At 73.3% G+C, this 22218-nt stretch carries 21 protein-coding genes; 18 read left to right on the forward strand and 3 right to left on the reverse strand.

Annotation, left to right across the window (positions count from 1 at the left end; genetic code table 11):
* The first annotated feature begins 118 nt into the window (after positions 1–118).
* The 8 genes from yvcK to ABZ249_RS29380 all read left to right on the forward strand — a co-directional run bounded on the left by yvcK (position 119) and on the right by ABZ249_RS29380 (position 7150).
* Complete coding sequence (gene yvcK, locus ABZ249_RS29345) at positions 119–1093, forward strand: uridine diphosphate-N-acetylglucosamine-binding protein YvcK (protein ID WP_220560014.1); 975 nt, start codon at positions 119–121, stop codon at positions 1091–1093.
* A gap of 38 nt (positions 1094–1131) precedes the next feature.
* On the forward strand, positions 1132–1515 hold the full coding sequence (locus ABZ249_RS29350) for a DUF488 family protein (protein WP_355269270.1): 384 nt from the start codon (positions 1132–1134) through the stop codon (positions 1513–1515).
* Between the two features lie 198 nt (positions 1516–1713).
* On the forward strand, positions 1714–2694 hold the full coding sequence (whiA, locus tag ABZ249_RS29355; RefSeq protein WP_220560016.1) for a DNA-binding protein WhiA: 981 nt from the start codon (positions 1714–1716) through the stop codon (positions 2692–2694).
* A 331-nt stretch (positions 2695–3025) separates the two neighbouring features.
* Positions 3026–4030 carry a type I glyceraldehyde-3-phosphate dehydrogenase gene (gene gap, locus ABZ249_RS29360; RefSeq protein WP_220560017.1) on the forward strand — a complete coding sequence of 335 codons (1005 nt, stop codon included), beginning with the start codon at positions 3026–3028 and terminating at the stop codon, positions 4028–4030.
* Between the two features lie 147 nt (positions 4031–4177).
* Positions 4178–5362, forward strand: a complete 1185-nt coding sequence (locus tag ABZ249_RS29365) for a phosphoglycerate kinase (RefSeq protein ID WP_355269273.1) — start codon at positions 4178–4180, stop codon at positions 5360–5362.
* Positions 5363–5398: 36 nt separating this feature from the next.
* Positions 5399–6178 carry a triose-phosphate isomerase gene (gene tpiA / locus ABZ249_RS29370; RefSeq protein ID WP_220560019.1) on the forward strand — a complete coding sequence of 260 codons (780 nt, stop codon included), beginning with the start codon at positions 5399–5401 and terminating at the stop codon, positions 6176–6178.
* A gap of 282 nt (positions 6179–6460) precedes the next feature.
* Complete coding sequence (gene secG, locus ABZ249_RS29375; RefSeq protein WP_220560020.1) at positions 6461–6697, forward strand: preprotein translocase subunit SecG; 237 nt, start codon at positions 6461–6463, stop codon at positions 6695–6697.
* Positions 6698–6778: 81 nt separating this feature from the next.
* Positions 6779–7150 (forward strand): RNA polymerase-binding protein RbpA, encoded by a 372-nt coding sequence (locus tag ABZ249_RS29380; RefSeq protein WP_073381179.1) that lies wholly within the window; start codon positions 6779–6781, stop codon positions 7148–7150.
* A 271-nt stretch (positions 7151–7421) separates the two neighbouring features.
* Here the strand turns inward: ABZ249_RS29380 and ABZ249_RS29385 are convergent, their stop codons facing one another.
* Positions 7422–7694 (reverse strand): hypothetical protein, encoded by a 273-nt coding sequence (locus ABZ249_RS29385; protein ID WP_220560021.1) that lies wholly within the window; start codon positions 7692–7694, stop codon positions 7422–7424.
* Between the two features lie 146 nt (positions 7695–7840).
* Here ABZ249_RS29385 and ABZ249_RS29390 point away from each other — a divergent pair, with 146 nt between their 5' ends.
* Complete coding sequence (locus tag ABZ249_RS29390; protein WP_355269276.1) at positions 7841–8524, forward strand: hypothetical protein; 684 nt, start codon at positions 7841–7843, stop codon at positions 8522–8524.
* Here ABZ249_RS29390 and ABZ249_RS29395 read toward each other — a convergent pair.
* Positions 8521–9279 (reverse strand): IclR family transcriptional regulator, encoded by a 759-nt coding sequence (locus ABZ249_RS29395; protein ID WP_355269278.1) that lies wholly within the window; start codon positions 9277–9279, stop codon positions 8521–8523. The genes ABZ249_RS29390 and ABZ249_RS29395 overlap by 4 nt on opposite strands.
* Before the next feature lie 103 nt (positions 9280–9382).
* Between ABZ249_RS29395 and hutH the strand changes: the two genes are divergently transcribed.
* The 7 genes from hutH to ABZ249_RS29430 all read left to right on the forward strand — a co-directional run bounded on the left by hutH (position 9383) and on the right by ABZ249_RS29430 (position 19076).
* On the forward strand, positions 9383–10930 hold the full coding sequence (gene hutH, locus ABZ249_RS29400) for a histidine ammonia-lyase (protein WP_220560026.1): 1548 nt from the start codon (positions 9383–9385) through the stop codon (positions 10928–10930).
* Positions 10931–10953: 23 nt separating this feature from the next.
* Positions 10954–12612 carry a urocanate hydratase gene (gene hutU, locus ABZ249_RS29405; RefSeq protein WP_355269280.1) on the forward strand — a complete coding sequence of 553 codons (1659 nt, stop codon included), beginning with the start codon at positions 10954–10956 and terminating at the stop codon, positions 12610–12612.
* A 7-nt stretch (positions 12613–12619) separates the two neighbouring features.
* Positions 12620–13870, forward strand: coding sequence for an allantoate amidohydrolase (locus tag ABZ249_RS29410; protein WP_355269282.1), 1251 nt, complete (start codon positions 12620–12622; stop codon positions 13868–13870).
* A complete protein-coding gene (locus tag ABZ249_RS29415) occupies positions 13867–15216 on the forward strand; it encodes a formimidoylglutamate deiminase (RefSeq protein ID WP_355269284.1) in 1350 nt (449 codons plus the stop codon). Before ABZ249_RS29410 ends, ABZ249_RS29415 begins: the two co-directional genes overlap by 4 nt.
* Before the next feature lie 86 nt (positions 15217–15302).
* The gene (locus ABZ249_RS29420; protein ID WP_355269286.1) at positions 15303–16475 is read left to right on the forward strand and encodes a transposase; all 1173 of its coding nucleotides are present in this window, start codon (positions 15303–15305) and stop codon (positions 16473–16475) included.
* Between the two features lie 152 nt (positions 16476–16627).
* The gene (hutI, locus tag ABZ249_RS29425; RefSeq protein WP_355269288.1) at positions 16628–17833 is read left to right on the forward strand and encodes an imidazolonepropionase; all 1206 of its coding nucleotides are present in this window, start codon (positions 16628–16630) and stop codon (positions 17831–17833) included.
* Between the two features lie 154 nt (positions 17834–17987).
* Positions 17988–19076 (forward strand): GNAT family N-acetyltransferase, encoded by a 1089-nt coding sequence (locus ABZ249_RS29430; protein ID WP_355269290.1) that lies wholly within the window; start codon positions 17988–17990, stop codon positions 19074–19076.
* A gap of 161 nt (positions 19077–19237) precedes the next feature.
* Here the strand turns inward: ABZ249_RS29430 and ABZ249_RS29435 are convergent, their stop codons facing one another.
* Positions 19238–19492, reverse strand: a complete 255-nt coding sequence (locus tag ABZ249_RS29435) for a hypothetical protein (protein WP_355269292.1) — start codon at positions 19490–19492, stop codon at positions 19238–19240.
* A 492-nt stretch (positions 19493–19984) separates the two neighbouring features.
* On the opposite strand from ABZ249_RS29435, the gene ABZ249_RS29440 reads away from it, so the two are divergent.
* Entirely contained in the window at positions 19985–20455 is a 471-nt protein-coding gene (locus tag ABZ249_RS29440; RefSeq protein WP_355269294.1) for a DUF485 domain-containing protein, read from the forward strand.
* A complete protein-coding gene (locus ABZ249_RS29445; protein WP_355269296.1) occupies positions 20452–22212 on the forward strand; it encodes a cation acetate symporter in 1761 nt (586 codons plus the stop codon). Before ABZ249_RS29440 ends, ABZ249_RS29445 begins: the two co-directional genes overlap by 4 nt.
* Positions 22213–22218: the final 6 nt, after the last annotated feature.

The raw sequence follows: 22218 nt of genomic DNA on the forward strand, positions 1-22218 counted from the left end.
GTCGGTGCCGATACCCCGTGGGGCGGGGGCTCCGGCGGTTCGGGGACGTCGGGCGCGTCCGCCGTCCTCGGCGGGGCGGCCCGTCGCTGCACACGGGTACGAGGGGCAGGCCACGACCATGGCGAACAGCACCGCACCGGACGGGGACGGAACACGTCCGCCCCGGGTGGTCGCGTTGGGCGGCGGGCACGGCCTGTACTCGTCCCTGTCGGCCCTGAGGCGGGTGACCACCGACGTGACCGCGGTGGTGACGGTCGCCGACGACGGCGGCTCCAGCGGGCGGCTGCGCCGCGAGCTGGGGGTGCTGCCCCCGGGAGACCTGCGGATGGCGCTGGCCGCGCTGTGCGGTGACGACGAGTGGGGCCACACCTGGAGCAACGTGATCCAGCACCGGTTCCGCTCCGAGGGCGAGCTGCACGGCCACGCCGTGGGCAACCTGCTGATCGTGGCGCTGTGGGAGCTGCTGGGCGACTCCGTGGCCGGGCTGGACTGGGTGGGCCAGCTGCTGGGCGCCCACGGCCGGGTGCTGCCGATGTCGTCGGTGCCGCTGGACATCTCCGCCGAGGTGGTGGGCGCCGACGCCGGGCGCCCCGACGAGGTGACGACGATCCGCGGCCAGGTGGCGTGCGCGAGCACCGGCGGCCGGGTGCGCTCCGTCTCGCTGATCCCGGCGGAGCCCCCGGCGGAGCCGCAGGCCGTCAAGGCGGTGCGCGAGGCGGACTGGGTGGTGTTCGGCCCCGGGTCGTGGTTCACCAGCGTGCTGCCGCACCTGCTGGTGCCGGACCTGGCGCACGCCCTGGTCACCACGCGGGCCCGGCGGGTGGTGGCGCTCAACCTGTCCCCGCAGCGGGGGGAGACCGACGACTTCCGGCCCGAGACCTACCTGGAGGTGCTGCGCGAGCACGCCCCGAAGCTGGGCGTGGACGTGGTGCTGGCCGACCGGGGGACGGTGGAGGAGGCCGAGCCGCTGGCCGCGGCCGCGCGGGACCTGGGCGGGCGGTTGGAGCTGGCCGACCTGGCGATGGGCGACGGCAGCCCCCGGCACGACCCGGAGCTGCTGGCGCGGGCCTTCGAGCGGATCCTGAACGACTGACGGGTTCCCCCTGGCGGCCCCCGGGGAACACCGCCGCCATGGGCTACGACATCACCGTGGAACGGGTCTACGACGAGGTGCGCGGGGACCGGCCGCCGGGTGCGCTCTTCCTGGTCGACCGGCTCTGGCCGCGCGGGGTCCGCAAGAGCGCGCTGGAGGGCGTGCCGTGGGTCAAGGAGGCGGGTCCCAGCACGGAGCTGCGCACCTGGTTCGGCCACGACCCGGCCAGGTTCGAGGAGTTCGCCCGCCGCTACCGGGCGGAGCTGGCCGACCGGCCCCGGGCGCTGGAGCCGATCCTGGAGGCCGCGCGCCGGGGGCCGGTGACGCTGCTGTACTCGGCGCGCGACGAGGAGCACAATCAGGCGGTGGTGCTGCGCGACCACCTGCTGGAGCTGTTGTCATCGCAGGTCGGGGGCAATTGACCGCACACCGCCACGAACCCCGTGCCCCGCGGCGCCGACGGCGCCGTCGTGCGGGCAACACGCCGTTCAAGGGTCGGCACCGGGCGTCTCGTAACGTAGTCTCCTCGGAGAAAGTCGCTCGTGGCGGGGCCGCGGCGGCACGCCGGTGTTCGGGCGCGCGGCACCGGTCAAGGTCGTTTCAAGGGGAGGATCGCAGCGATGGCGATGACCGGCGTGGTGAAGGATGAACTGAGCCGTCTGGCCATTCTGAAGCCATGCTGCCGCAAGGCGGAGGTGTCCACCATCCTGCGGTTCACCGGGGGCCTGCACCTGGTGGGCGGCCGGATCGTGATCGAGGCCGAGCTGGACACCGGTGCCGCCGCGCGCCGCCTGCGCAAGGACATCTCCGAGGTGTTCGGACACGAGTCCGAGGTGGTCGTGCTCTCCCCGAGCGGCCTGCGCAAGGGCAACCGGTACGTGGTGCGGGTGATCAAGGAGGGCGAGTCGCTGGCCCGGCAGACGGGGCTGGTCGACAACAACGGGCGCCCGGTGCGCGGCCTGCCCCGGCACGTGGTGGCGGGCGGGGCCTGCGACGCCGAGTCGGCGTGGCGGGGCGCCTTCATCGCGCACGGCTCGCTCACCGAGCCCGGCCGGTCGATGTCGCTGGAGGTGACCTGCCCGGGCCCGGAGGCGGCCCTGGCACTGGTCGGCGCGGCGCGGCGGCTGAAGGTGCACGCCAAGGCGCGCGAGGTGCGCGGGGTGGACCGCGTGGTGGTCCGCGACGGCGACTCCATCGGAGCGCTGCTCACCCTGCTGGGCGCCCACCAGAGTGTTCTGGCCTGGGAGGAGCGCCGGATGCGCCGGGAGGTGCGGGCGACCGCGAACCGGCTGGCGAACTTCGACGACGCGAACCTGCGGCGCAGCGCCCGGGCGGCCGTGGCGGCCGGGGCGCGGGTGGAGCGGGCGCTGGAGATCCTGGGCGAGGACGCCCCCGAGCACCTGGTGGCGGCGGGCAAGCTGCGACTGGCGCACAAGCAGGCGTCCCTGGAGGAGCTGGGCCAGCTGTCGGTGCCGCCGCTGACCAAGGACGCCATCGCCGGGCGCATCCGCAGGCTGCTGGCCATGGCCGACAAGCGTGCGGCCGACCTGGGCATCGAGGGGACCGAGGCGAACCTCACTCCGGACATGCTGGTGCCCTGACCTGGGACGCCGCCGTCCGGGCCGCAGCGCGCGCGTAACACCGATGTTCGGCTTTGTTAACTGCGAGAACTCGCCGATAACTTCGGCAAATGGTATAGACCTCTTCGCTTTGCGGTGCCAGGATGGTCGCGAATCCACGAGCCGTTCGGAGCGCGGTCGGCATGGGTCGGTAACCGACCCCCGCACGTCCTCCGCTAGGCTCTTTGTGAACACCCGATGCGGCGTAACACCTGTTCACAGCCGTCCGTGCGGAGTACACCGCGGTCCGGGCGCGAGCCGGTCGGCAATGCACGGGTGTAAATGAAGTGCGATATATGAGGGGATTGGTTCCGTGACCATCCGTGTAGGCGTCAACGGCTTCGGCCGGATCGGCCGCAATTTCTGGCGTGCGGTCGCAGCGGGCGGCGGCGACATCGAAATCGTCGCGGTCAACGACCTCACCGACACCAAGACGCTCGCGCACCTGCTCAAGTACGACACCGTGCTCGGCACCCTCGCGGGCGACGTCGAGGTGGGCGAGGACTTCATCCGCGTCGGCGACAAGAACATCAAGGTCCTGGCCGAGCGCGACCCGGCCCTGCTGCCCTGGGGCGAGCTGAACGTCGACGTCGTCATCGAGTCGACCGGCCGCTTCACCAAGGCCGAGGACGCCAAGAAGCACCTGGCCGCCGGCGCCAAGAAGGTCATCATCTCCGCCCCGGCCAAGGGCGAGGACCTCACCGTCGTCATGGGCGTCAACGACGACAAGTACGACCCGGCCGCCCACCACGTCATCTCCAACGCCTCCTGCACCACCAACTGCGTGGCGCCCATGGCGAAGGTGCTGCTCGACGCCTTCGGCATCGAGCAGGGCCTGATGACCACGGTGCACGCGTACACCAACGACCAGGTCATCCTGGACTTCCCGCACTCGGACCTGCGCCGCGCCCGCGCCGCCGCGCAGAACATCATCCCGACCACGACCGGTGCCGCCAAGGCCACCGCCCTGGTCATCCCCGAGCTCAAGGGCAAGCTGGACGGCATGGCCATGCGCGTCCCGGTGCCGGACGGCTCGGTCACCGACCTCGTCGTCACCCTGACCCGCGAGGTCACCAAGGAAGAGGTCAACGCCGCGTTCAAGGCCGCCGCCGAGGGGCCGCTCAAGGACGTGCTGGTCTACACCGAGGACGCGATCGTCTCCTCCGACATCGTCGGCACCTCGCCCTCCTGCACCTTCGATTCCAGCCTGACCATGGCCTTCGGCAAGCAGGTCAAGATCGTCGGCTGGTACGACAACGAGTGGGGCTACTCCAACCGCCTGGTCGACCTGGCCAAGCTGGTCGGCTCCGGTCTGTAGGACGCCCCGGCCCCCGCGGCCTCCGGCGCGTGACACGGCACCCCTCCGCCCGCACTGCGCGCGGAGGGGTGCCGTCGTGAGCGCGCCCCTTTCCGGCCCCTGCGACCAGGGGCGGCAAGACCCGATATTCGTCACGAGGAGACCAGCATGCGGACGATCGACGACCTCGACGTCTCCGGCAAGCGCGTGTTCGTCCGGGCCGACCTGAACGTGCCCCTGGACGGCGAGCGGATCACCGACGACGGGCGCATCCGTGCGGCCCTGCCGACCATCGAAGCGCTCCGCGAGCGCGGCGCCCGCGTCATCGTCGCCGCCCACCTGGGCCGCCCCAAGGGCGCCCCGGACCCCCGCTACTCCCTGCGCCCGGTGGCGGCCCGCCTGGGCGAGCTGCTCGGCACCGAGGTGGCCTTCGCCGCCGACACCGCCGGCGAGTCCGCCCGCGCCGTCTGCGACGGGCTGGCCGACGGCGAGGTGGCGCTGCTGGAGAACGTGCGCTTCGAGCCCGGCGAGACCAGCAAGGACGACGCCGAGCGCGGCGAGCTGGCCGACCGGTTCGCGCAGCTCGCCGACCTGTACGTGGGCGACGCGTTCGGCGCGGTGCACCGCAGGCACGCCAGCGTGTACGACCTGCCCGGCAGGCTCCCGCACGCCGTCGGCGGCCTGGTCCTGACCGAGGTCGAGGTCCTCAAGAAGCTCACCACCGACCCGCAGCGCCCCTACGCCGTGGTCCTGGGCGGCTCCAAGGTCTCCGACAAGCTCGGCGTCATCGACAACCTGCTGGGCACCGCCGACCGCATCCTCATCGGCGGCGGCATGGTGTTCACCTTCCTGCGGGCCCAGGGCCACGAGGTCGGCACCAGCCTGCTGGAGACCGACCAGCTCGACACCGTCCGGGGCTACCTGGAGCGGGCCGAGCGCGAGGGCGTGGAGATCGTCCTGCCGGTGGACGTGGTGGCCGCCGAGAAGTTCGCCGCCGACGCCGCGCACGCCGACGTGGACGTGGACGCCATCCCGGCCGACCGGATGGGCCTGGACATCGGCCCCCGCAGCCGCGCCCTGTTCGCGGAGAAGCTCGCCGACGCCAGGACCGTGTTCTGGAACGGCCCCATGGGCGTGTTCGAGATGGAGCCCTACGCCGGGGGCACCCGCGCCCTGGCCCAGGCCCTCATCGACTCCGACGCCTTCACCGTGGTCGGCGGCGGCGACTCGGCCGCGGCCGTGCGCGCCCTCGGCTTCGACGAGGCGGCCTTCGGCCACATCTCCACCGGCGGCGGTGCCAGCCTGGAGTACCTGGAGGGCAAGGACCTGCCCGGCATCGACGCCCTGCGCTGACGCGAACCCCCGAGACTTTCCGAGGAAGTGATCCGTATGACCCAGCGGCTGCCGCTCATCGCGGGCAACTGGAAGATGAACAACAACCACCTGGAGGCCATCGCGCTCGTCCAGAAGCTGGCCTTCTCCCTGGAGGACAAGGACTACGAGGCCGCCGAGGTCGTCGTCCTGCCGCCGTTCACCGACATCCGCAGCGTGCAGACGCTGGTGGACGGCGACCGGCTGCGCATCGGGTACGGGGCCCAGGACATCTCCGCCCACGACAAGGGCGCCTACACCGGCGAGATCTCCGGCGCCATGCTGGCCAAGCTGGACTGCGCCTACGTCCTGGTGGGCCACTCCGAGCGCCGCGAGTACCACAACGAGGACGACGCGCTGGTCAACGCCAAGATCAAGGCCGCGTTCAAGAACGACATCGTGCCGCTGCTGTGCGTGGGCGAGGGCCTGGACGTGCGCAAGGCCGGCGGCCAGGTCGAGCACGTGCTGTCCCAGGTCGACGGCGCCCTCAAGGAGATCCCGGCCGAACAGGCCGAGCGCCTGGTGATCGCCTACGAGCCGGTGTGGGCCATCGGCACCGGCGAGGTCGCCACCCCGGCCGACGCCCAGGAGGTGTGCTCGGCGATCCGCGGCCGCCTGGCCGAGCTGTACTCGGCCGACCTGGCCGACAAGGTGCGCGTGCTCTACGGCGGCTCGGTCAAGGGCGACAACGCCCCCGGCATCATGGCCGAGAAGGACGTGGACGGCGCCCTGGTGGGCGGCGCCTGCCTGAAGGCCGAGGAGTTCGTCAAGATCATCCGCTTCGCGGAGAACGGCTGACCCCTCCCGCCCCGTCCGCCATCGTCGCACTCCGTTGCGCAACGGTGACGGGCGGGGCGCCCGACGGGTCTCCAGGTCGGGCTACACTTCGCTGTGGGGTTCCTGCGTCCCTTGCCGTTTCCCCACCCGTGTCACTCAGGGCACGGTAAAATCCGAAATCGTCCCCGATCTCCTCCTCCCCCTGAACCGGGCCGGTGCCGCGACGGCACCGACGGGACGGGAGGGAAGCGGGGGATCGAGGTGTCCATCCCCCCGCTGCGGGGTCGAGCTACGGGTGAGCGTGTGATCCTCGGTCTGTCCATCTTCGTGATGCTTCTCAGCGTGCTGCTGGTCCTCCTCGTGCTGCTGCACAAGGGCAAGGGCGGCGGCCTCTCCGACATGTTCGGCGGCGGTGTCACCTCCTCGCTCGGTGGATCGTCGGTGGTCGAGCGCAACCTCGACCGGATGACCATCATCGTCGCCGTCCTCTGGATCATCGCCGGTGTCGTCCTCGGCCTGCTGATCAACCGGGGGATGTGACCCGCGACCCAGCGGGTGCTCACCCTCCACAGTCAAGCTCGCCAGAGTCGCCGGTGAGCGTGTTCGCCGAAGGAGTTTTTCGTGGGTAGTGGCAGTGCCATCCGTGGCAGCCGGGTCGGAGCCGGTCCCATGGGCGAGGCGGAGCGCGGCGAGGCCGCCCCGCGCATCCGGGTCCCGTTCTACTGTGCGAACCTGCACGAGGTCGTGCCCAGTTTCGCCAGTGAGGCGCTCGTCCCCGACGAGTGGGACTGCCCCCGCTGCGGGTTCCCCGCGGGCAAGGACAAGGCGAACCCCCCGTCGCCGCCGCGCACCGAGCCCTACAAGACCCACCTGGCGTACGTGAAGGAGCGGCGCAGCGCGGAGGAGGGCAAGCTCATCCTCGACGAGGCCCTGGCCAAGCTGCGCGCCGACCGTGCCGCGGTCGAGGCCCACATGCGCGCCGCCCGCAACTGACGCACACCCCCTTCGCTTCGAACCTGCCCGGGGCCCGTCGCCTGTGCGACGGGCCCCGTCGGCGTTCGCGCACGTCGTGGCAAAGGTGAGCGAAGAGTGGAATTTCCTCATTCTCGGGACTGGTGTGGTGCGTGGGACGTACAGTGAGCAGCGCAGACCCCTCGCAGCCCCCTCCCAAGGAGTTGGTGTCCATGTCCGCATGCCCTACCGGCGGGGACCACGACTGGATTCTCGGCGACGACCGCAAGTTCCAGTGCGCCAAGTGCGGTGCTCAGAGCGCCCGCAGGTTCTGAGCGGCGGGGCCCGGCTGGACGGTGCCGCGTCCGGCGAGCTCCCCCTTGCGGTCCGTGGCCCGCCAGGTCACCGGCTCGCCCAGCGCCTCGGCCACCCCCTTGGCCCAGCGCTCCAGGGGCTCGAACATCTCCGGGCCCTCCACCAGGACGGTGCGTCCCTGGTAGACCATCCCGTCCAGGGAGACGACCCGGCCACCGGCCCTCAGTTCGGTGTCGTACTCGCTCGCGCCCGGTCTCGTGTTGGGATTCATGGGTCGGACTCTAACGGCCCGCTCCCCTCCCCACCCGGGATTTCACCGTATCGTTCCGGTCCGTTCGGTGCCGAACCGCCTATATAGCGGCAGAAGCGGGCATGTCGGACGCACCGAGCACGGCGGGGGAGGGGGACAATGGACCCATGGCTTCCCCCGACCCCTCGGACGTCCCTGTGACACGGGGCGTCCCCTCGGACCTGACCCATCCGCCCACCGGAGTCTCCCACCTGCGCAGATACGTCAGCCTGCGCGGACCCAACGCCCGGATGTGGATCGCCGTGGCCTACTTCTCGGCCACCCTGACCCTCGGCTTCCTCGTGGTCCTGGGCTCCACGTTCTGGCACGTGCTCAACGACGAGACGACGGTCGGGTCGGTGGCCCTGTGGGTCTCGGCGTCGCTGACGATGATGTTCATCGGCCCGGTGAGCAACGTGTTCGTGCTGCGCGGCCTGCCCCAGCGCATCACCCGGCAGGGGATCAGCGCCGACAGCGACGGCGTCACGGTGCTCCAGGAGCGCAAGTGGTGGTTCCCGGGCGAGGGCACCTTCATCGCCTGGCCCGAGATCCGGCGCATCCGCGAGGAGACCGTGGTGGCCCACCGGACCACCTACTTCATCGAGTTCTCGCTGGACACCCCCCGCACCGACGCCGAACTGCCCTCCTGGGCCGAGAGCGCCGGCGCCCTGGGCCTGGAGGAGGACCCCGAGGCGGCCACCCAGTTCTACGTCCAGGTGCCCAAGGACCTGGAGGAGAAGATCCTGCGCATGATCGAGAACACCGCGCCCTTCCCCGGGATCGTCCAGCGCGTCCGCCCCAAGGCGGCCTAGGGGGTGCGGCCGCCGAGCCTGCGCGTCAGCTCGGCGGCCGCGTCGCGCACCCGGCCGGCCAGCGCCTGGGGGGTGACCGGCCGGGCGCTGGGCACGGTCAGGCTGATCGCCGCCGCGGGGCGCCCGTTGTGGTCCAGCGCCGCGGCGGCCACCGACACGAACCCCTCCGTCACCTGGCCGTCCTCCATGGACCAGCCCTGCCGCGCCTCCTCGGCCAGCACCCGGCGCAGCTCGGCGGGGTCGCCCGGGCCGCGCCCGGTGCGGTCGGTGAACGCCGCCGCCCCGGGGTACAGGGCGCGCACCTGGGCGCGCGGCAGCAGCGCCAGCATGGCGCGCCCGGACGCGGTCAGGTGCGCGGGCAGGCGCACCCCCACCCCGGTGATCAGCGACGGCGCGTGCGGCGGCTGCTCCTTGAGCAGGTAGAGCGTGTCGGCGCCGTGCAGCACCCCCAGGTGCGAGGTGGCGCCGGTGGCCTCGGTGAGGCGCGCCAGCAGCGGCCGGGCCAGCCGTTCCATACCGTCGTGGCGCAGGTAGGCCGAGCCGATCTCGAAGGCGGCCACGCCCAGCCCCCACCTCCGCTCCTCCGGCAGGTGGGTCACGAACCCCTCCTCGGCCATCGCCTCCAGCAGCTGGTAGACGCTGGAACGCGGGATGCCCAGCTCCGCGGCGGCGGCCGCCGCCGACACCGGCCCCGGGCGCGTCGCCAGGAACCGCAGGAGCCGCAGGGCGCGGGTCGCCGCCGGGACGATGCTCATGCCCCGAGTCTGCCACGGGCCGGTTCGGCCGATGTCCGGTATCTCAGACACAATGGCCGTGTCGGGCCTGCGGCGGTGGTGGCGCGGGGTGTCGAATGGGGGCATGTCCACAGCAGTTGCTCCCGTCACCGTCGGCGGCGCCCCGCTCACCCCGGCCCAAGTCCTGGCCGTCGCCCGCCACGGCGCCCACGTCACCCTCACCGAGGAGGCCCGCAAGGCCGTCCGGCACGGCCGCGAGCGGGTCGAGGCCCTGGCCCGCGGCGAGGTCCCCGCGTACGGCGTCAGTACCGGGTTCGGCGCCCTGGCCACCCGCCACATCGCGCCCGACCTGCGGGCGCGGCTGCAGCGCTCGCTCATCCGCTCGCACGCCGCGGGCGCCGGCCCGGAGGTGGAGCGCGAGGTGGTGCGCGCGCTGATGCTGCTGCGCCTGCGCACGCTGGCCTCGGGCAACACCGGGGTCGAGGTGGCCACCGTCGAGACCCTGGCCGCCCTGCTCAACGCCGGGATCACCCCCGTCGTGCACGAGTACGGCAGCCTGGGCTGCTCCGGCGACCTGGCCCCGCTGTCGCACGTCGCGCTGGCCCTGATGGGGGAGGGCGACGTGCGCGACTCCGCCGGGGAGCTCAAGCCCGCCTTCACCGCCCTGCACGAGGCCGGGATCACGCCGGTGGAGCTGGGCGCCAAGGAGGGCCTGGCGCTCATCAACGGCACCGACGGCATGCTCGGCATGCTCGCCCTGGCCTGCACGGACCTGGAGCGGCTGCTCAAGGTCGCCGACATCACCGCCGCCATGAGCGTGGAGGCGCTGCTGGGCACCGACCGGGTGTTCGCCGACGACCTCCAGCGGATGCGCCCCCACCCCGGGCAGGCCGCCTCCGCCGCCAACCTGCGCGCCCTGCTCGCCGGCTCCCCGATCGTCGCCTCCCACCGCGGCCCCGACTGCAGCCGGGTCCAGGACGCCTACTCGCTGCGCTGCGCCCCCCAGGTGGCCGGCGCCGCCCGCGACACCCTGGCCCACGCGCTCACCGTCGCCGGCCGGGAACTGGACAGCGTCATCGACAACCCGGTGGTGCTCGACGACGGCCGGGTGGAGTCCAACGGCAACTTCCACGGCGCGCCGGTGGCCTACGTGCTCGACTTCCTGGCCATCGCTGTCGCCGACGTGGCGTCCATCGCCGAGCGCCGCACCGACCGCATGCTCGACGTGTCCCGCTCGCACGGGCTGCCCGCCTTCCTGGCCGACGACCCCGGCGTCGACTCCGGCCACATGATCGCCCAGTACACCCAGGCCGCCATCGTCTCCGAGCTCAAGCGCCTGGCGGTGCCCGCCAGCGTCGACTCCATCCCGAGCTCGGCGATGCAGGAGGACCACGTGTCCATGGGCTGGTCGGCAGCCCGCAAGCTGCGCCGCGCCGTCGACGGCCTGACCGGCGTGCTGGCCGTCGAGCTGCTGACCGCCGCCCGCGCCCTGGACCTGCGCTCGCCGCTGGAGCCGGGCCCGGCCACCGGCGCCGTCGTGCGCGCCCTGCGCGAGCACGTCCAGGGCCCCGGCCCCGACCGCTACCTGGCCCCCGAGATCGCCCGGGTCGGCGAACTCATCACCGACGGCTCGGTCCTCGCAGCCGCCGAATCCGTCACCCCGCTGCAGTGAGACCCCCAGGAGGACACGGCACCATGAGCACCCCGCGCACCGTCCGCGCCGCCCGCGGCACCACCCTGTCGGCCAAGGGCTGGCAGCAGGAGGCCGCCCTGCGCATGTTCCACAACAACCTCGACCCCGAGGTCGCCGAGCACCCCGAGGAGCTGGTGGTCTACGGCGGCACCGGCAAGGCCGCCCGCGACTGGCGCAGCTTCGACCGCATCACCGCGTCCCTGCGCGACCTGGAGGGCGACGAGACCCTGCTCGTGCAGTCCGGCCGCCCGGTCGGCATCATGCGCACCCACGAGTGGGCGCCCCGCGTCCTCATCGCCAACTCCAACCTGGTGGGCGACTGGGCGAACTGGCCCGAGTTCCGCCGCCTGGAGGCCCAGGGGCTGACCATGTACGGGCAGATGACCGCCGGTTCGTGGATCTACATCGGCACCCAGGGCATCCTCCAGGGCACCTACGAGACGTTCGCGGCGGTCGCCGCCAAGCGCTTCAACGGGACGCTGGCCGGCACCATCACCCTGACCGCCGGCCTGGGCGGCATGGGCGGCGCCCAGCCCCTCGCGGTGACCATGAACGACGGCGTGGCGATCGTGGTGGAGTGCGACTCCAGCCGCATCGACCGCCGCATCGAGCACCGCTACCTGGACGTGCGCGCCGACGGCCTGGACCACGCCCTGGAGCTGGCGACCGCCGCCCGCGACCAGCGCCGCCCGCTGTCCATCGGCGTCCTGGGCAACGCCGCCGAGGTGTTCCCGGAACTGCTCTCGCGCGGGGCGCCCATCGACATCGTCACCGACCAGACCTCCGCCCACGACCCGCTGGCCTACCTGCCCGCCGGGGTGGCGTTCGAGGACTGGAAGGGCCTGGCCGCCGCCGAGCCCGAGGAGTTCACGGTGCGGGCCCGCGAGTCGATGGCCGCGCACGTGGAGGCGATGGTCGGGTTCCTGGACGCGGGGGCGGAGGTGTTCGACTACGGCAACTCCATCCGCGACGAGGCCCGCCAGGGCGGGTTCACCCGGGCCTTCGACTTCCCCGGGTTCGTGCCCGCCTACATCCGGCCGCTGTTCTGCGAGGGCAAGGGGCCGTTCCGGTGGGCGGCGCTGTCGGGCGACCCCGCCGACATCGCCCGCACCGACCGCGCGATCCTGGACCTGTTCCCCGAGAACGAGCACCTGGGCCGGTGGATCCGCATGGCCGGCGAGCGGGTGGCGTTCCAGGGGCTCCCGGCCCGCATCTGCTGGCTGGGACAGGGCGAGCGGGCCGCCGCCGGACAGCGGTTCAACGAGCTCGTGGCGGCCGGGGAGATCTCCGCCCCGCTGGCGATCGGCCGCGACCACCTGGACACCGGCTCGGTGGCCTCCCCCTACCGGGAGACCGAGGGCATGAAGGACGGCTCCGACGCCATCGCCGACTGGCCGCTGCTGAACGCCCTGGTCAACACCTCCTCGGGCGCCTCCTGGGTGTCCATCCACCACGGCGGCGGCGTGGGCATGGGCCGCTCCCTGCACGCCGGCCAGGTCAGCGTCGCCGACGGCACCGACCTGGCCGCCGCCAAACTGGAGCGGGTGCTCACCAACGACCCGGCCATGGGCGTCATCCGCCACGTGGACGCCGGGTACGAGCAGGCCGAGCAGGTCGCCCGGGCCCACGGCATCCGCGTTCCGATGCGCGAGGGGGAGTAGGGTCCCGGTGGCGCAGCACGGCACCGCCCCCGACGCGGGGGCGTTCGATCGGATGTGGGCGGACCTGGCCCCGGTGGGCCGGGACCCGGACGGCGGCTACCGCAGGTTCAGCTGGGAGGGCGCCGACACCGACGCCCGGGCCTGGTTCGTCCAGGAGGCGAAGGCCCGCGGACTGGACGTGCGGACCGACCGCAACGGCAACCTGTGGGCCTGGTGGGGCGCGCCGGGGCCGGGCGCCGTGGCCACCGGTTCGCACCTGGACTCGGTGCCCTCGGGCGGGGCCTTCGACGGCCCGCTGGGGGTGGTGAGCGCACTGGCGGCGGTGGACGAGCTGCGCCGGCGCGGGGTGCGCCCGGCGCGGCCGCTGGCCCTGGCGGTGTTCGTCGAGGAGGAGGGCGGCCGGTTCGGCGTCCCCTGCCTGGGCAGCCGGCTGAGCACCGGGGAGATCTCCCCGGAGCGGGCCCTGGGCCTGACCGACGCCGACGGGACGACCTGGGCGGCGGCGATGGAGCGGGCCGGGCTGGACCCGGCGGCCGCCGGCGCCGACCCCGCGACCCTGGGACTGCTCGACGTGTTCGTGGAGCTGCACGTGGAGCAGGGCCGGGCGCTGGAGGACACCCCGCACCCGGTGGGTGTGGGCTCCTCCATCTGGCCGCACGGCCGGTGGCGGCTGGACTTCACCGGCCGCGCCGACCACGCGGGGACCACCCGCCTGGAGGACCGCAACGACCCCATGCTGCCGTTCGCGCACACCATTCTGGCCGCCCGCGAGATGGCGGCCGCACACGGCGCCCGCGCCACCGTCGCCAAGGCCCGGGTCACTCCCAACGGCACCAACGCGATCCCGTCGCTGGTCAACGCCTGGCTGGACGCGCGGGCCGCCGACGAGGCCGCCCTGGAGGCGGTCGTGGCCGGGGTGCGCGGGGCCGCCGAGCGCGCAGCCCTGGAGCACGGGGTGGGGGTGGCGGTGACCGCCGAGTCCCGCACCCCGCTGGTGGCCTTCACCGAGGGCCTGCGCGACCGGCTCGGCGCGGTGCTCGCCGGGGACGGCCCGGCGGTGCCGGTGCTGCCCACCGGCGCCGGGCACGACGCCGGGGTGCTGGCCGCGCACGTCCCCACCGCCATGCTGTACGTGCGCAACCCCACCGGGGTGTCGCACTCCCCGCACGAGTGGGCGCGCCCGGACGACTGCCACGCCGGGGTGGCGGCCCTGGCCGACGTCCTGGCCGACCTGCTCACCGGAGAGGCGGTCCGATGAGCGCGCCGACCCGCCTGTGGTGCGAATGGGCCTGGACCGGCTCCGCCGACGGCACCCCCGAACCGGGGGTGCTGCTGGAGGTCGCCGGCGGCCGGTTCACCGCGGTCACGGCCCGTACCACGGCCCCCGCCGACGCCGAGGTGCTGCCCGGGGTGACCCTTCCGGGCCTGGCCGACGCGCACTCGCACGCCTTCCACCGGGCGCTGCGCGGGCGCACCCACGCCGACGGCGGCTCGTTCTGGACCTGGCGCGAGGTGATGTACCGGGTGGCCGACCGGCTCGACCCGGATACCTACCTGCGCCTGGCCCGCGCGGTCTACGCGGAGATGGCCCTGGCCGGGGTGACGTGCGTCGGCGAGTTCCACTACCTGCACCACGCCCCGGGCGGGGTCCGCTACGCCGACCCCAACGAGATGGGGCGGGCGCTGGTGGCGGCCGCCGCCGACGCCGGGGTGCGGCTGACCCTGCTCGACGTCTGCTACCTGGCGGGCGGGCTGGAGCCGGACGGGACGTACCGGCCGCTGGCCGGGCCCCAGACGCGGTTCGGCGACGGCGACGCCGCCGGGTGGGCTGAGCGGGTCCGCTCGTTCGGGCCGCTGCCCGGTCACGCCCTGCTGGGCGCGGCCGCCCACTCGGTGCGCGCGGTCCCGCCGCGGGAGCTGCCCGAGGTGGCGGCCGCCGCCGCGGGGATCGGCGGCCCGCTGCACGTCCACCTGTCGGAGCAGCCCGCCGAGAACGCGGCCTGCCTGGCCGCCCACGGCCGCACCCCCACCGCAGTGCTCGGCGACGCCGGGCTGCTGGGGGAGCGCACCAGCCTGGTGCACGCCACCCACCTCACCGACGGCGACGTCGCGGCGATCCGCGGGTCCCGCTCGGTGGTGTGCCTGTGCCCCACCACCGAACGGGACCTGGCCGACGGCCTGCCCCGCACCGGCGACCTGGACGCCCGCAGGCTGAGCCTGGGCAGCGACCAGCACGCCCGGATCGACATGTTCGAGGAGGCGCGCGCCGTGGAGCTGCACGAGCGGCTGCGCACCCACCGGCGGGGCACCCTGGGCGCGGGCGACCTGCTGCGCGCGGCCACCGCCCACGCCACCCTGGGCTGGGACGACGCGGGCGCGCTGGCCGCGGGGTCCCGCGCCGACCTGGTCAACGTGCCCCTGGAGGGGGTGCGGCTGGCCGGCGCGGACCCGGCGCGCGGGGTGGACGCGGTGGTGTTCGCCGCCGACGCCTCCGACGTGCGCAACGTGATGGCCGACGGGCGCTGGACCGTCCGCGACGGCGTCCACACCCGGATGCCCGACCTCGCCCGCGACCTCGACACGGTGATCAAGTCGCTGATTTGAGCGCCCCCTGCTCGGGTTGTCGGGTATTCGAGCGAATACGGATTGTCATCGGTGATTCCTAAGATTCGGTTCTGAAGAGAGAGGGGGTGTTCCCGCCGATGTTGACCGCGTACCGGTACCGGTTGTCGCTGACCGATGAGCAGGCACAGCGGTGTGTCGAGTACGGGGCGATCTGTCGTGCGGTGTGGAACACCGCTCTGGACCAGCGCCGTCAGGTCCTCCGGCGGTGGCGGCGCGGGCAGGATGTCCCGTTCTGCGGCTACCGGCTGCAAGCCGCGCAACTGGTCGAGGCCAAGGCCGAAGAGGAGTGGCTGAGGGTCGCGCCGTCGCACATCCTCCAGCAGACGTTGAAGGACCTGGACTTCGCGTGCCGTCGCCACGGCACGTTCAAGGTGCGCTGGCGTGCCAAGGGCCGGTGGAAACCGTCGTTCCGGTTTCCGGACGGGCCGCGGATCGCGGTGGAGCGCTTGGGCCGCAAGCGCGGCCGGGTGAAGCTGCCCAAGCTGGGGTGGGTGCGATTCCGGTGGTCCCGTGCCCCGCAGGGCACGATCCGTTCGGCGACCGTCTCTTTGGACGGTCGACACTGGTACGTGTCGCTGCTGTGCGAGGACGGCGAGCACACTCCCGGGATCCATGCCGTTCCGGGCAGCGCGGTGGGGGTGGACCGGGGGGTGGCGGTGGCCACCAGCGACGGAGACCTGTTCGACCGCACCTTCCAGACTCCGAAAGAGCACGAGCGGGAGCGCCGCCTGCGCCGTCGGCTGTCCCGCCGGTGCCGGGGATCCGGCAACCGGGCCAGGACCAAGGCCGCGCTGTCGGCGCTTACCGGGCGGGTCCGCGCCCGCCGCGCCGACTTCTGCGCGCAGACCGCGGCCGTGCTGTGCGCGAAGAACGCGGTGGTGGTGCTGGAGAGACTCCGCATCGCGAACATGACCGCCTCCGCCAAGGGCACCGTCGAGATGCCGGGGCGGAACGTGCGGGCGAAGGCGGGGTTGAACCAGGCGATCCTTTCCAAGGGCTGGCACGGTTTCAAGCTCGCCTGTGAGAACAAGGCCCGCCGCACGGGGACCCGTGTGGTGGAGGTCGATGCCGCGTACACGTCGCAGACCTGTCATCCGTGCGGACATGTGGACCCGAAGTCTCGCGAGAGCCAAGCGAGCTTCCGGTGCACCGTGTGCGGGCACCGGGAGAACGCTGATGTCAACGCGGCCAAGAACACCCTTGTGCGCGGATGGGCAGAAATCCCCTTACCGGGGTGAACCGTGCCAGCCTGCGGAGACCTCTGGGATGCCATGTCCGTGAAGCAGGAACCGGCTGCCGCCGTGAGGCGGACAGCGCCGACCGGGCCGCACGGCCCGGTCGGAATCCTCCTCGCCCGCGAGGAGGAGGAAGCCAACAAGGAGACCCTCAAGTGACCGACGTGCCCGAGAGCATCCTCATCGACGACATCGCCACCCTGGTCACCAACGACCCCGGGCTGGGGGAGGGGGCGGTCGGCGCCGTCGAGGACGCCGCCCTGGTCATCGAGGGCGGGACGGTGGCGTGGGCCGGTCCGCGCGGCCGGGCCCCGGCCGCCGACGCGCGGGTGGACGCCGCCGGGAGGTGCGTCCTCCCCGGTTTCGTGGACTCCCACTCCCACATCGTGTTCGCGGGCGACCGCAGCCGCGAGTTCGCCGCCCGGATGAGCGGGACCCCCTATTCCGCCGGGGGCATCCGCACCACCGTGGCGGCCACCCGGGCGGCCTCGGACGCCGAGCTGCTGGGGCGGGCGCGCGGCTTTGTCGCCGAGGCGCGCGCCCAGGGCACGACCACCCTGGAGGTCAAGTCCGGGTACGGGCTGACCGTCGCCGATGAAGCGCGGTCCCTGCGGGTGGCGGGGCGGGTGACCGACGAGGTCACCTTCCTGGGGGCGCACGTGGTGGCGCCCGAGTACGCCGACGACCCGCAGGGGTACGTGGACCTGGTCACCGGCCCGATGCTGGACGCGTGCGCCCCCCACGCGCGGTGGATCGACGTGTTCTGCGAGCGCGGCGCCTTCGACGAGGAGGCCTCGCGCCGGGTGCTGGCCGCCGGGATGGAGCGGGGGCTGCTGCCCCGTGTGCACGGCAACCAGCTGGGCGAGGGCCCGGGGGTCCGCCTGGCGGTGGAGGTGGGCGCGGCGTCGGTGGACCACTGCACCTACCTGTCCGCCGAGGACGTGGACGCGCTGGCGCAGGCGGGCGGGCGGCCCGAGCCGACCGTGGCGACCCTGCTGCCGGGGGTGGACTTCTCCACCCGGCAGAGCTACCCGGACGCGCGGGCGCTCATCGACGCGGGCGCGGTCGTGGCCCTGGCCAGCGACTGCAACCCGGGGTCGTGCTTCACCTCCAGCCTGGCGTTCTGCATCGCCGTCGCGGTCCGCGACATGGGGATGACCCCCGACGAGGCCGTGTGGGCGGCCACGGCGGGCGGGGCGCTGGCGCTGCGCCGCACCGACGTGGGCCGGCTGTCCCCGGGCGCCCGCGCCGACCTGGTGCTGCTGGACGCGCCCAACCACCTCTACCTGGCCTACCGGCCGGGCGTCCCCCTGGTCGCCGCGGTGTGGAAGGACGGCGTCCTGGCCCACGGCCGCCCCTGAGCCCCGTTCGGAGCGGCGGGGCGCAGAACTCAACGGGCGCCTAACGTCCCGGAAACCTGCGTCCCCCAACCTGGGATCACGTCGGTGCGCGTCCCGCCGCCGCGGGGACAGCGTCGTCCCCGCGGCGGCGGGAACATCTTCTCCAGGGGGCGCTGTGGGTCTGTGGCGCATCAGGACCGCGGTCGAGGACCGGCCCGGCGGTCTGGCCGGACTCGTCGGAGCCCTCGCGGGGTGCGGCGGCGACATCGTGGGGCTGTCCATCCACACCGACGTCTCGGGCGTGGTGGACGAGTTCGTGGCGGAGATCCCGGGCGACCCCGGGGCGGCGCTGCGCGCGCTCCAGGAGCACTGCCCGACCGGGACGGTGACGGCGGTCCCCGCCCACCGGCGCGAGGTCGGCGACGACGTGACCCGGGCCCTGCTGCTCACCGCGCGGCTGCGCGCCCACCCCAACCGGCTGCCCGACGCGCTGGCCGAGCTGCTGGCGGCCGACGGGGCCCGCTGGACCAACCTGACCCGGGCCGAGGGCCCGGGCGGCCCGGAGCCGGGCACCTCCCTGCTGGTGCCGGTCGGCCCGCTGCGCGGGGTGCTGGTGCGCCGCGCCTCCCGCCCCTTCACCTGGACCGAGTCCAGCCGCGCCGACGCCCTGGTGCGCTCGGTGATGCCCTCCGCCGGCCCGGTGCCCACCGACCGGATCGTCCGTACCGGAGAGGGCGTCCCGCTGTCGTTGCGCCAGGTGCGCGAGGCGGACGCGCCCGCCGTGGTGGACCTGCACCGCCGCTGCACCCCCGAGACGGTGCGCGGTCGCTACCTGGCGGGGCTGGCCGAGCCGACCCCGCAGATGCTCCGCGTGTTCTGCGACCCCGAACGCGGCCTGACGCTGGCGGTGCGGCCGCAGGGGGAGGAGGAGCCGGTGGCCCTGGGCCACCTCATGTACACCCTGGACCCGGGTGTCGGGGAGATCGCGTTCCTGGTGGAGGACGCCTGGCAGGGCCGCGGTGTGGGCACCGCGCTGGCCCGGGCGCTGACCGTCGTCGCCGCGGACTGGGGGCTGGCGGAGGTGCGGGCGGAGACCACCCTGTCCAACACCGCGATGCTGCGGATCATGGGCCGCTCCGGCGCCTCGGTGCGGGTGCAGGAGGGCTCCTACGTGCACGCGCGGCTCCCGGTCGCCGAAGCCCTGCAGTCCGGCCCCTCCGGGGAGCGGGAGGGCCGCCTGGCCCGCCTCATGGGCCGCGGCTGACCGTCCGCACGGGAACGGGGGCCGACGGCACCGGGGGTGTCGCCGACCCCCGTTCGTGCTCGACGCGTCGAGGCCGTCTCCTGGGGCACGGGAGCGCTCGTCCGTGGAGGAGTGCTCGGGTGCGCGGGCGGTCGCGGGCGGTGCCGGACCGGGCGCGGGTGTTACTCGCCGCTCTCGTCGGCCTCGGCGCCCGCGGTCTCGGCGGACTTCTTGGTGGCGCGGCGCTTCTTGACCGGGCGCGAGTAGTCGACCAGCGGCTCGAAGCGGGCCTCGTGCTCCTTGAAGCAGTCGGCGCAGGCGTCGACCTCGCGGACGGTGCCGTCCCAGGCGAACTGGATGACCTCAGTCGCCTCGACCTTCTCCTCGCGGACGGCGTGGGGATCGCAGTACTTGCGCGTGAAGACCTCGGTGACCACGGCGGGGATTTCCCTTCGGTATCGCGTTGAACAGTGCAGGACCCCCTGATCATACACCTGTACGAACGAAACGGCCGGATGTTCACCGGGTTCGCCGTGCAAGGGTTCGGGGTCGCCCCGAAGCCTAGCGAAGACCGGGGACCGTTGCGGCCCGACGGCTCCGGCGTGCCCGCGTTGAACAGGGCCTTCCCCGCTTCCGCGCACGTGTGATCCGGGTCGCGTGATGTGCGGCGATTTGGTGCCGCCTGTAGTCGCGACTTCTTCTTCGTCCGTTCCTGAAACGGTGTCCGGTGATTTCCCCCAGTCGATTTGCGCATTTGATGAACACGGGGTGGAAACCGTGGCTAGGGTGTTGCCCGTACCGCTCGGAAATAGGGGGGCGCCCGCGGCGGGTGCGGGGGTTCGCACACGTTCGCCGCGGACGGCGCGCCGAGCGGTGGCGGGGCCGCGGGGGAGCGGTGCCCGGGAGAAGGTGAATTCAGGGGGAGGGCCGTGGTCGATTACATGGAGGGCGTCTACAGAAGGCGCGTGCCGGAACCCGGAGGGGAACTCCACGCGCCCCCGGGCAGGTCGGCGGCGGCGCGGCGGCGCGCACAGGCCGATATCGCCCACGCCTGCGAACGCATGTCCGTCGATCCGGGCTTCGTTCGACTACGAAGGAGATTCGCGATTCAGGCGGGCCTGCTGGTCGCCGCCTTCCTCGGCAGTTACATGTCCTATCTGCTGCTGTCGGCCTACGCGCGCGATTTCATGAGCATCCGGATCGCCGAATCCGTCAATGTCGCCCTGGTCATGGGAATAGGGCAGTTCCTGCTCACCTTCGTGCTCGCCTGGGCGTTCGGCCGTTTCTCGGAACGCGCGATCGACCCCCTGGCCGCACAGGTCCGGGACCGCGCCGCCGGCGGCGCCCGGCCGTACCCGGCCGCGCGGGACGGGGCGGACGGCGCGGCGGTGCGCCCATGACCGCGGCCGGCGCGCCCGGGGTGATCGGTGCCGTCACGGGGGACGGCGCCGCCCACCTCCTCGCCGCGCCCACCGCGCTGGACGGCCGGTTCGGCGTCGCGCACGCCTGGACCATCGGGCTGTGCGCCCTGTTCGTCCTGGTCACCCTGGCCATCACCATCCGGGCCCGGCGCACCACCAGGGGCGCCGTCGACTACTACGCGGGCGGGCGCGGCTTCTCCAGCACCCAGAACGGCCTGGCGCTCACCGGCGACTACCTGTCGGCCGCCTCGTTCCTGGGCATCGCCGGGATGATCTCCCTCCAGGGGTACGACGGGTTCCTGTACTCCATCGGCTTCCTGGTGGCCTGGCTGCTGGTACTGCCCATGGCCCAGCTGATGCGCAACACCGGCCGGTTCACCATGGCCGACCTGCCCGCGTTCCGGATGCGCCGGATGCGGGTGCGGCTGGCCTGCACGGTCTCCACCGTCATCGTGTGCGTGTTCTACCTGGTCGCCCAGATGGTCGGCGCCGGCGCGCTGGTGTCGGTCCTGCTCGGGCTGCACGACGGCGGCACCTTCCTGGGCGTGGACGCCGCCCAGGCCCGCACCGGCGCGATCGTGCTGGTCGGGGTGCTGATGATCGTCTACGTCATGTACGGCGGCATGAAGGCCGCCACCTGGCTCCAGATCATCAAGGCGGTCGTGCTGCTGGGCGCGACCGGGCTGCTCACCGTCCTGGTCCTGGCCATGTTCTCGTTCGACCCGCGCGCCCTGCTGGGCGCCGCCGCCGACGCCAGCGGCCACGGGCCGGCGTTCCTGGAGCCGGGGCTGGGCTTCGGCGTGGAGGTGCCGGGGGAGCCGGCGACCACCATGTTCAACAAGCTCGACCTGATCAGCCTGGGGCTGGCACTGGTGCTGGGCACGGTCGCCCTGCCGCACATCCTCATCCGCTTCTACACCGTGCCCGACGGGCGCTCGGCGCGCTCCTCGGTCAACCGCGCCATCCTCATGGTCGGGGCCTTCTACCTGATGACCCTCGCCCTGGGGTTCGGTGCGGCCGCCCTGGTGGGCTCCGAGCGCATCCTCGCCCTGGACCCCTCCGGCAACAGCGCGGTGCCGATGCTCGCCGAGGAGCTGGGGCGGCTCACCGCCGGGCCGGTCGGCGCCGCGGTGCTGCTCGCGCTGATCTCCGCGGTGGCGCTGGCCACCATCCTGGCGGTCATCGCCAGCCTCACCCTGGCCTCGTCCTCCTCCATCGCCCACGACCTGTTCGGGCACATCCTCATGTGGGGGCGCCCGCGCGAGTCGCAGGAGGTGGCGGTGGCCCGGTTCTCCGCGTGCCTGATCGGCGCGGTGGCCATCGCGCTGGCCGTGCAGGCCCAGGAGCAGAACGTGGCGTTCCTGGTGGGCCTGGCCTTCGCCATCGCGGCCGCGGCCAACCTCCCGGTCATCGTGCTCACCATGTTCTGGCGCCGGTTCAACACCAAGGGCGTGGAGTGGGGCATCTACGGCGGTCTGGCGTCCACCCTGCTGCTCATGCTGTTCTCGCCGGTGATGTCGGGCAAGACCGACCCGGTCACCGGGGAGAACCTGTCGGTGCTGCCGTCCTGGGTCGACATCGGCTTCTTCCCCCTGGAGAACCCGGCGCTGATCGCGGTGCCCGTCGGGTTCGCCTGCGCGGTGGTGGGCAGCCTGCTCTCGCCCGAGCGCAACAGCGCCCGGTTCACCGAGCTGCGGGTGCGCTCCCTCACCGGCTGGGGCGCCGACCAGGAGTGACCGCGG

Source organism: Nocardiopsis sp. NPDC006139 (assembly GCF_040614155.1).
Taxonomy (GTDB): Bacteria; Actinomycetota; Actinomycetes; order Streptosporangiales; family Streptosporangiaceae; genus Nocardiopsis; species Nocardiopsis changdeensis.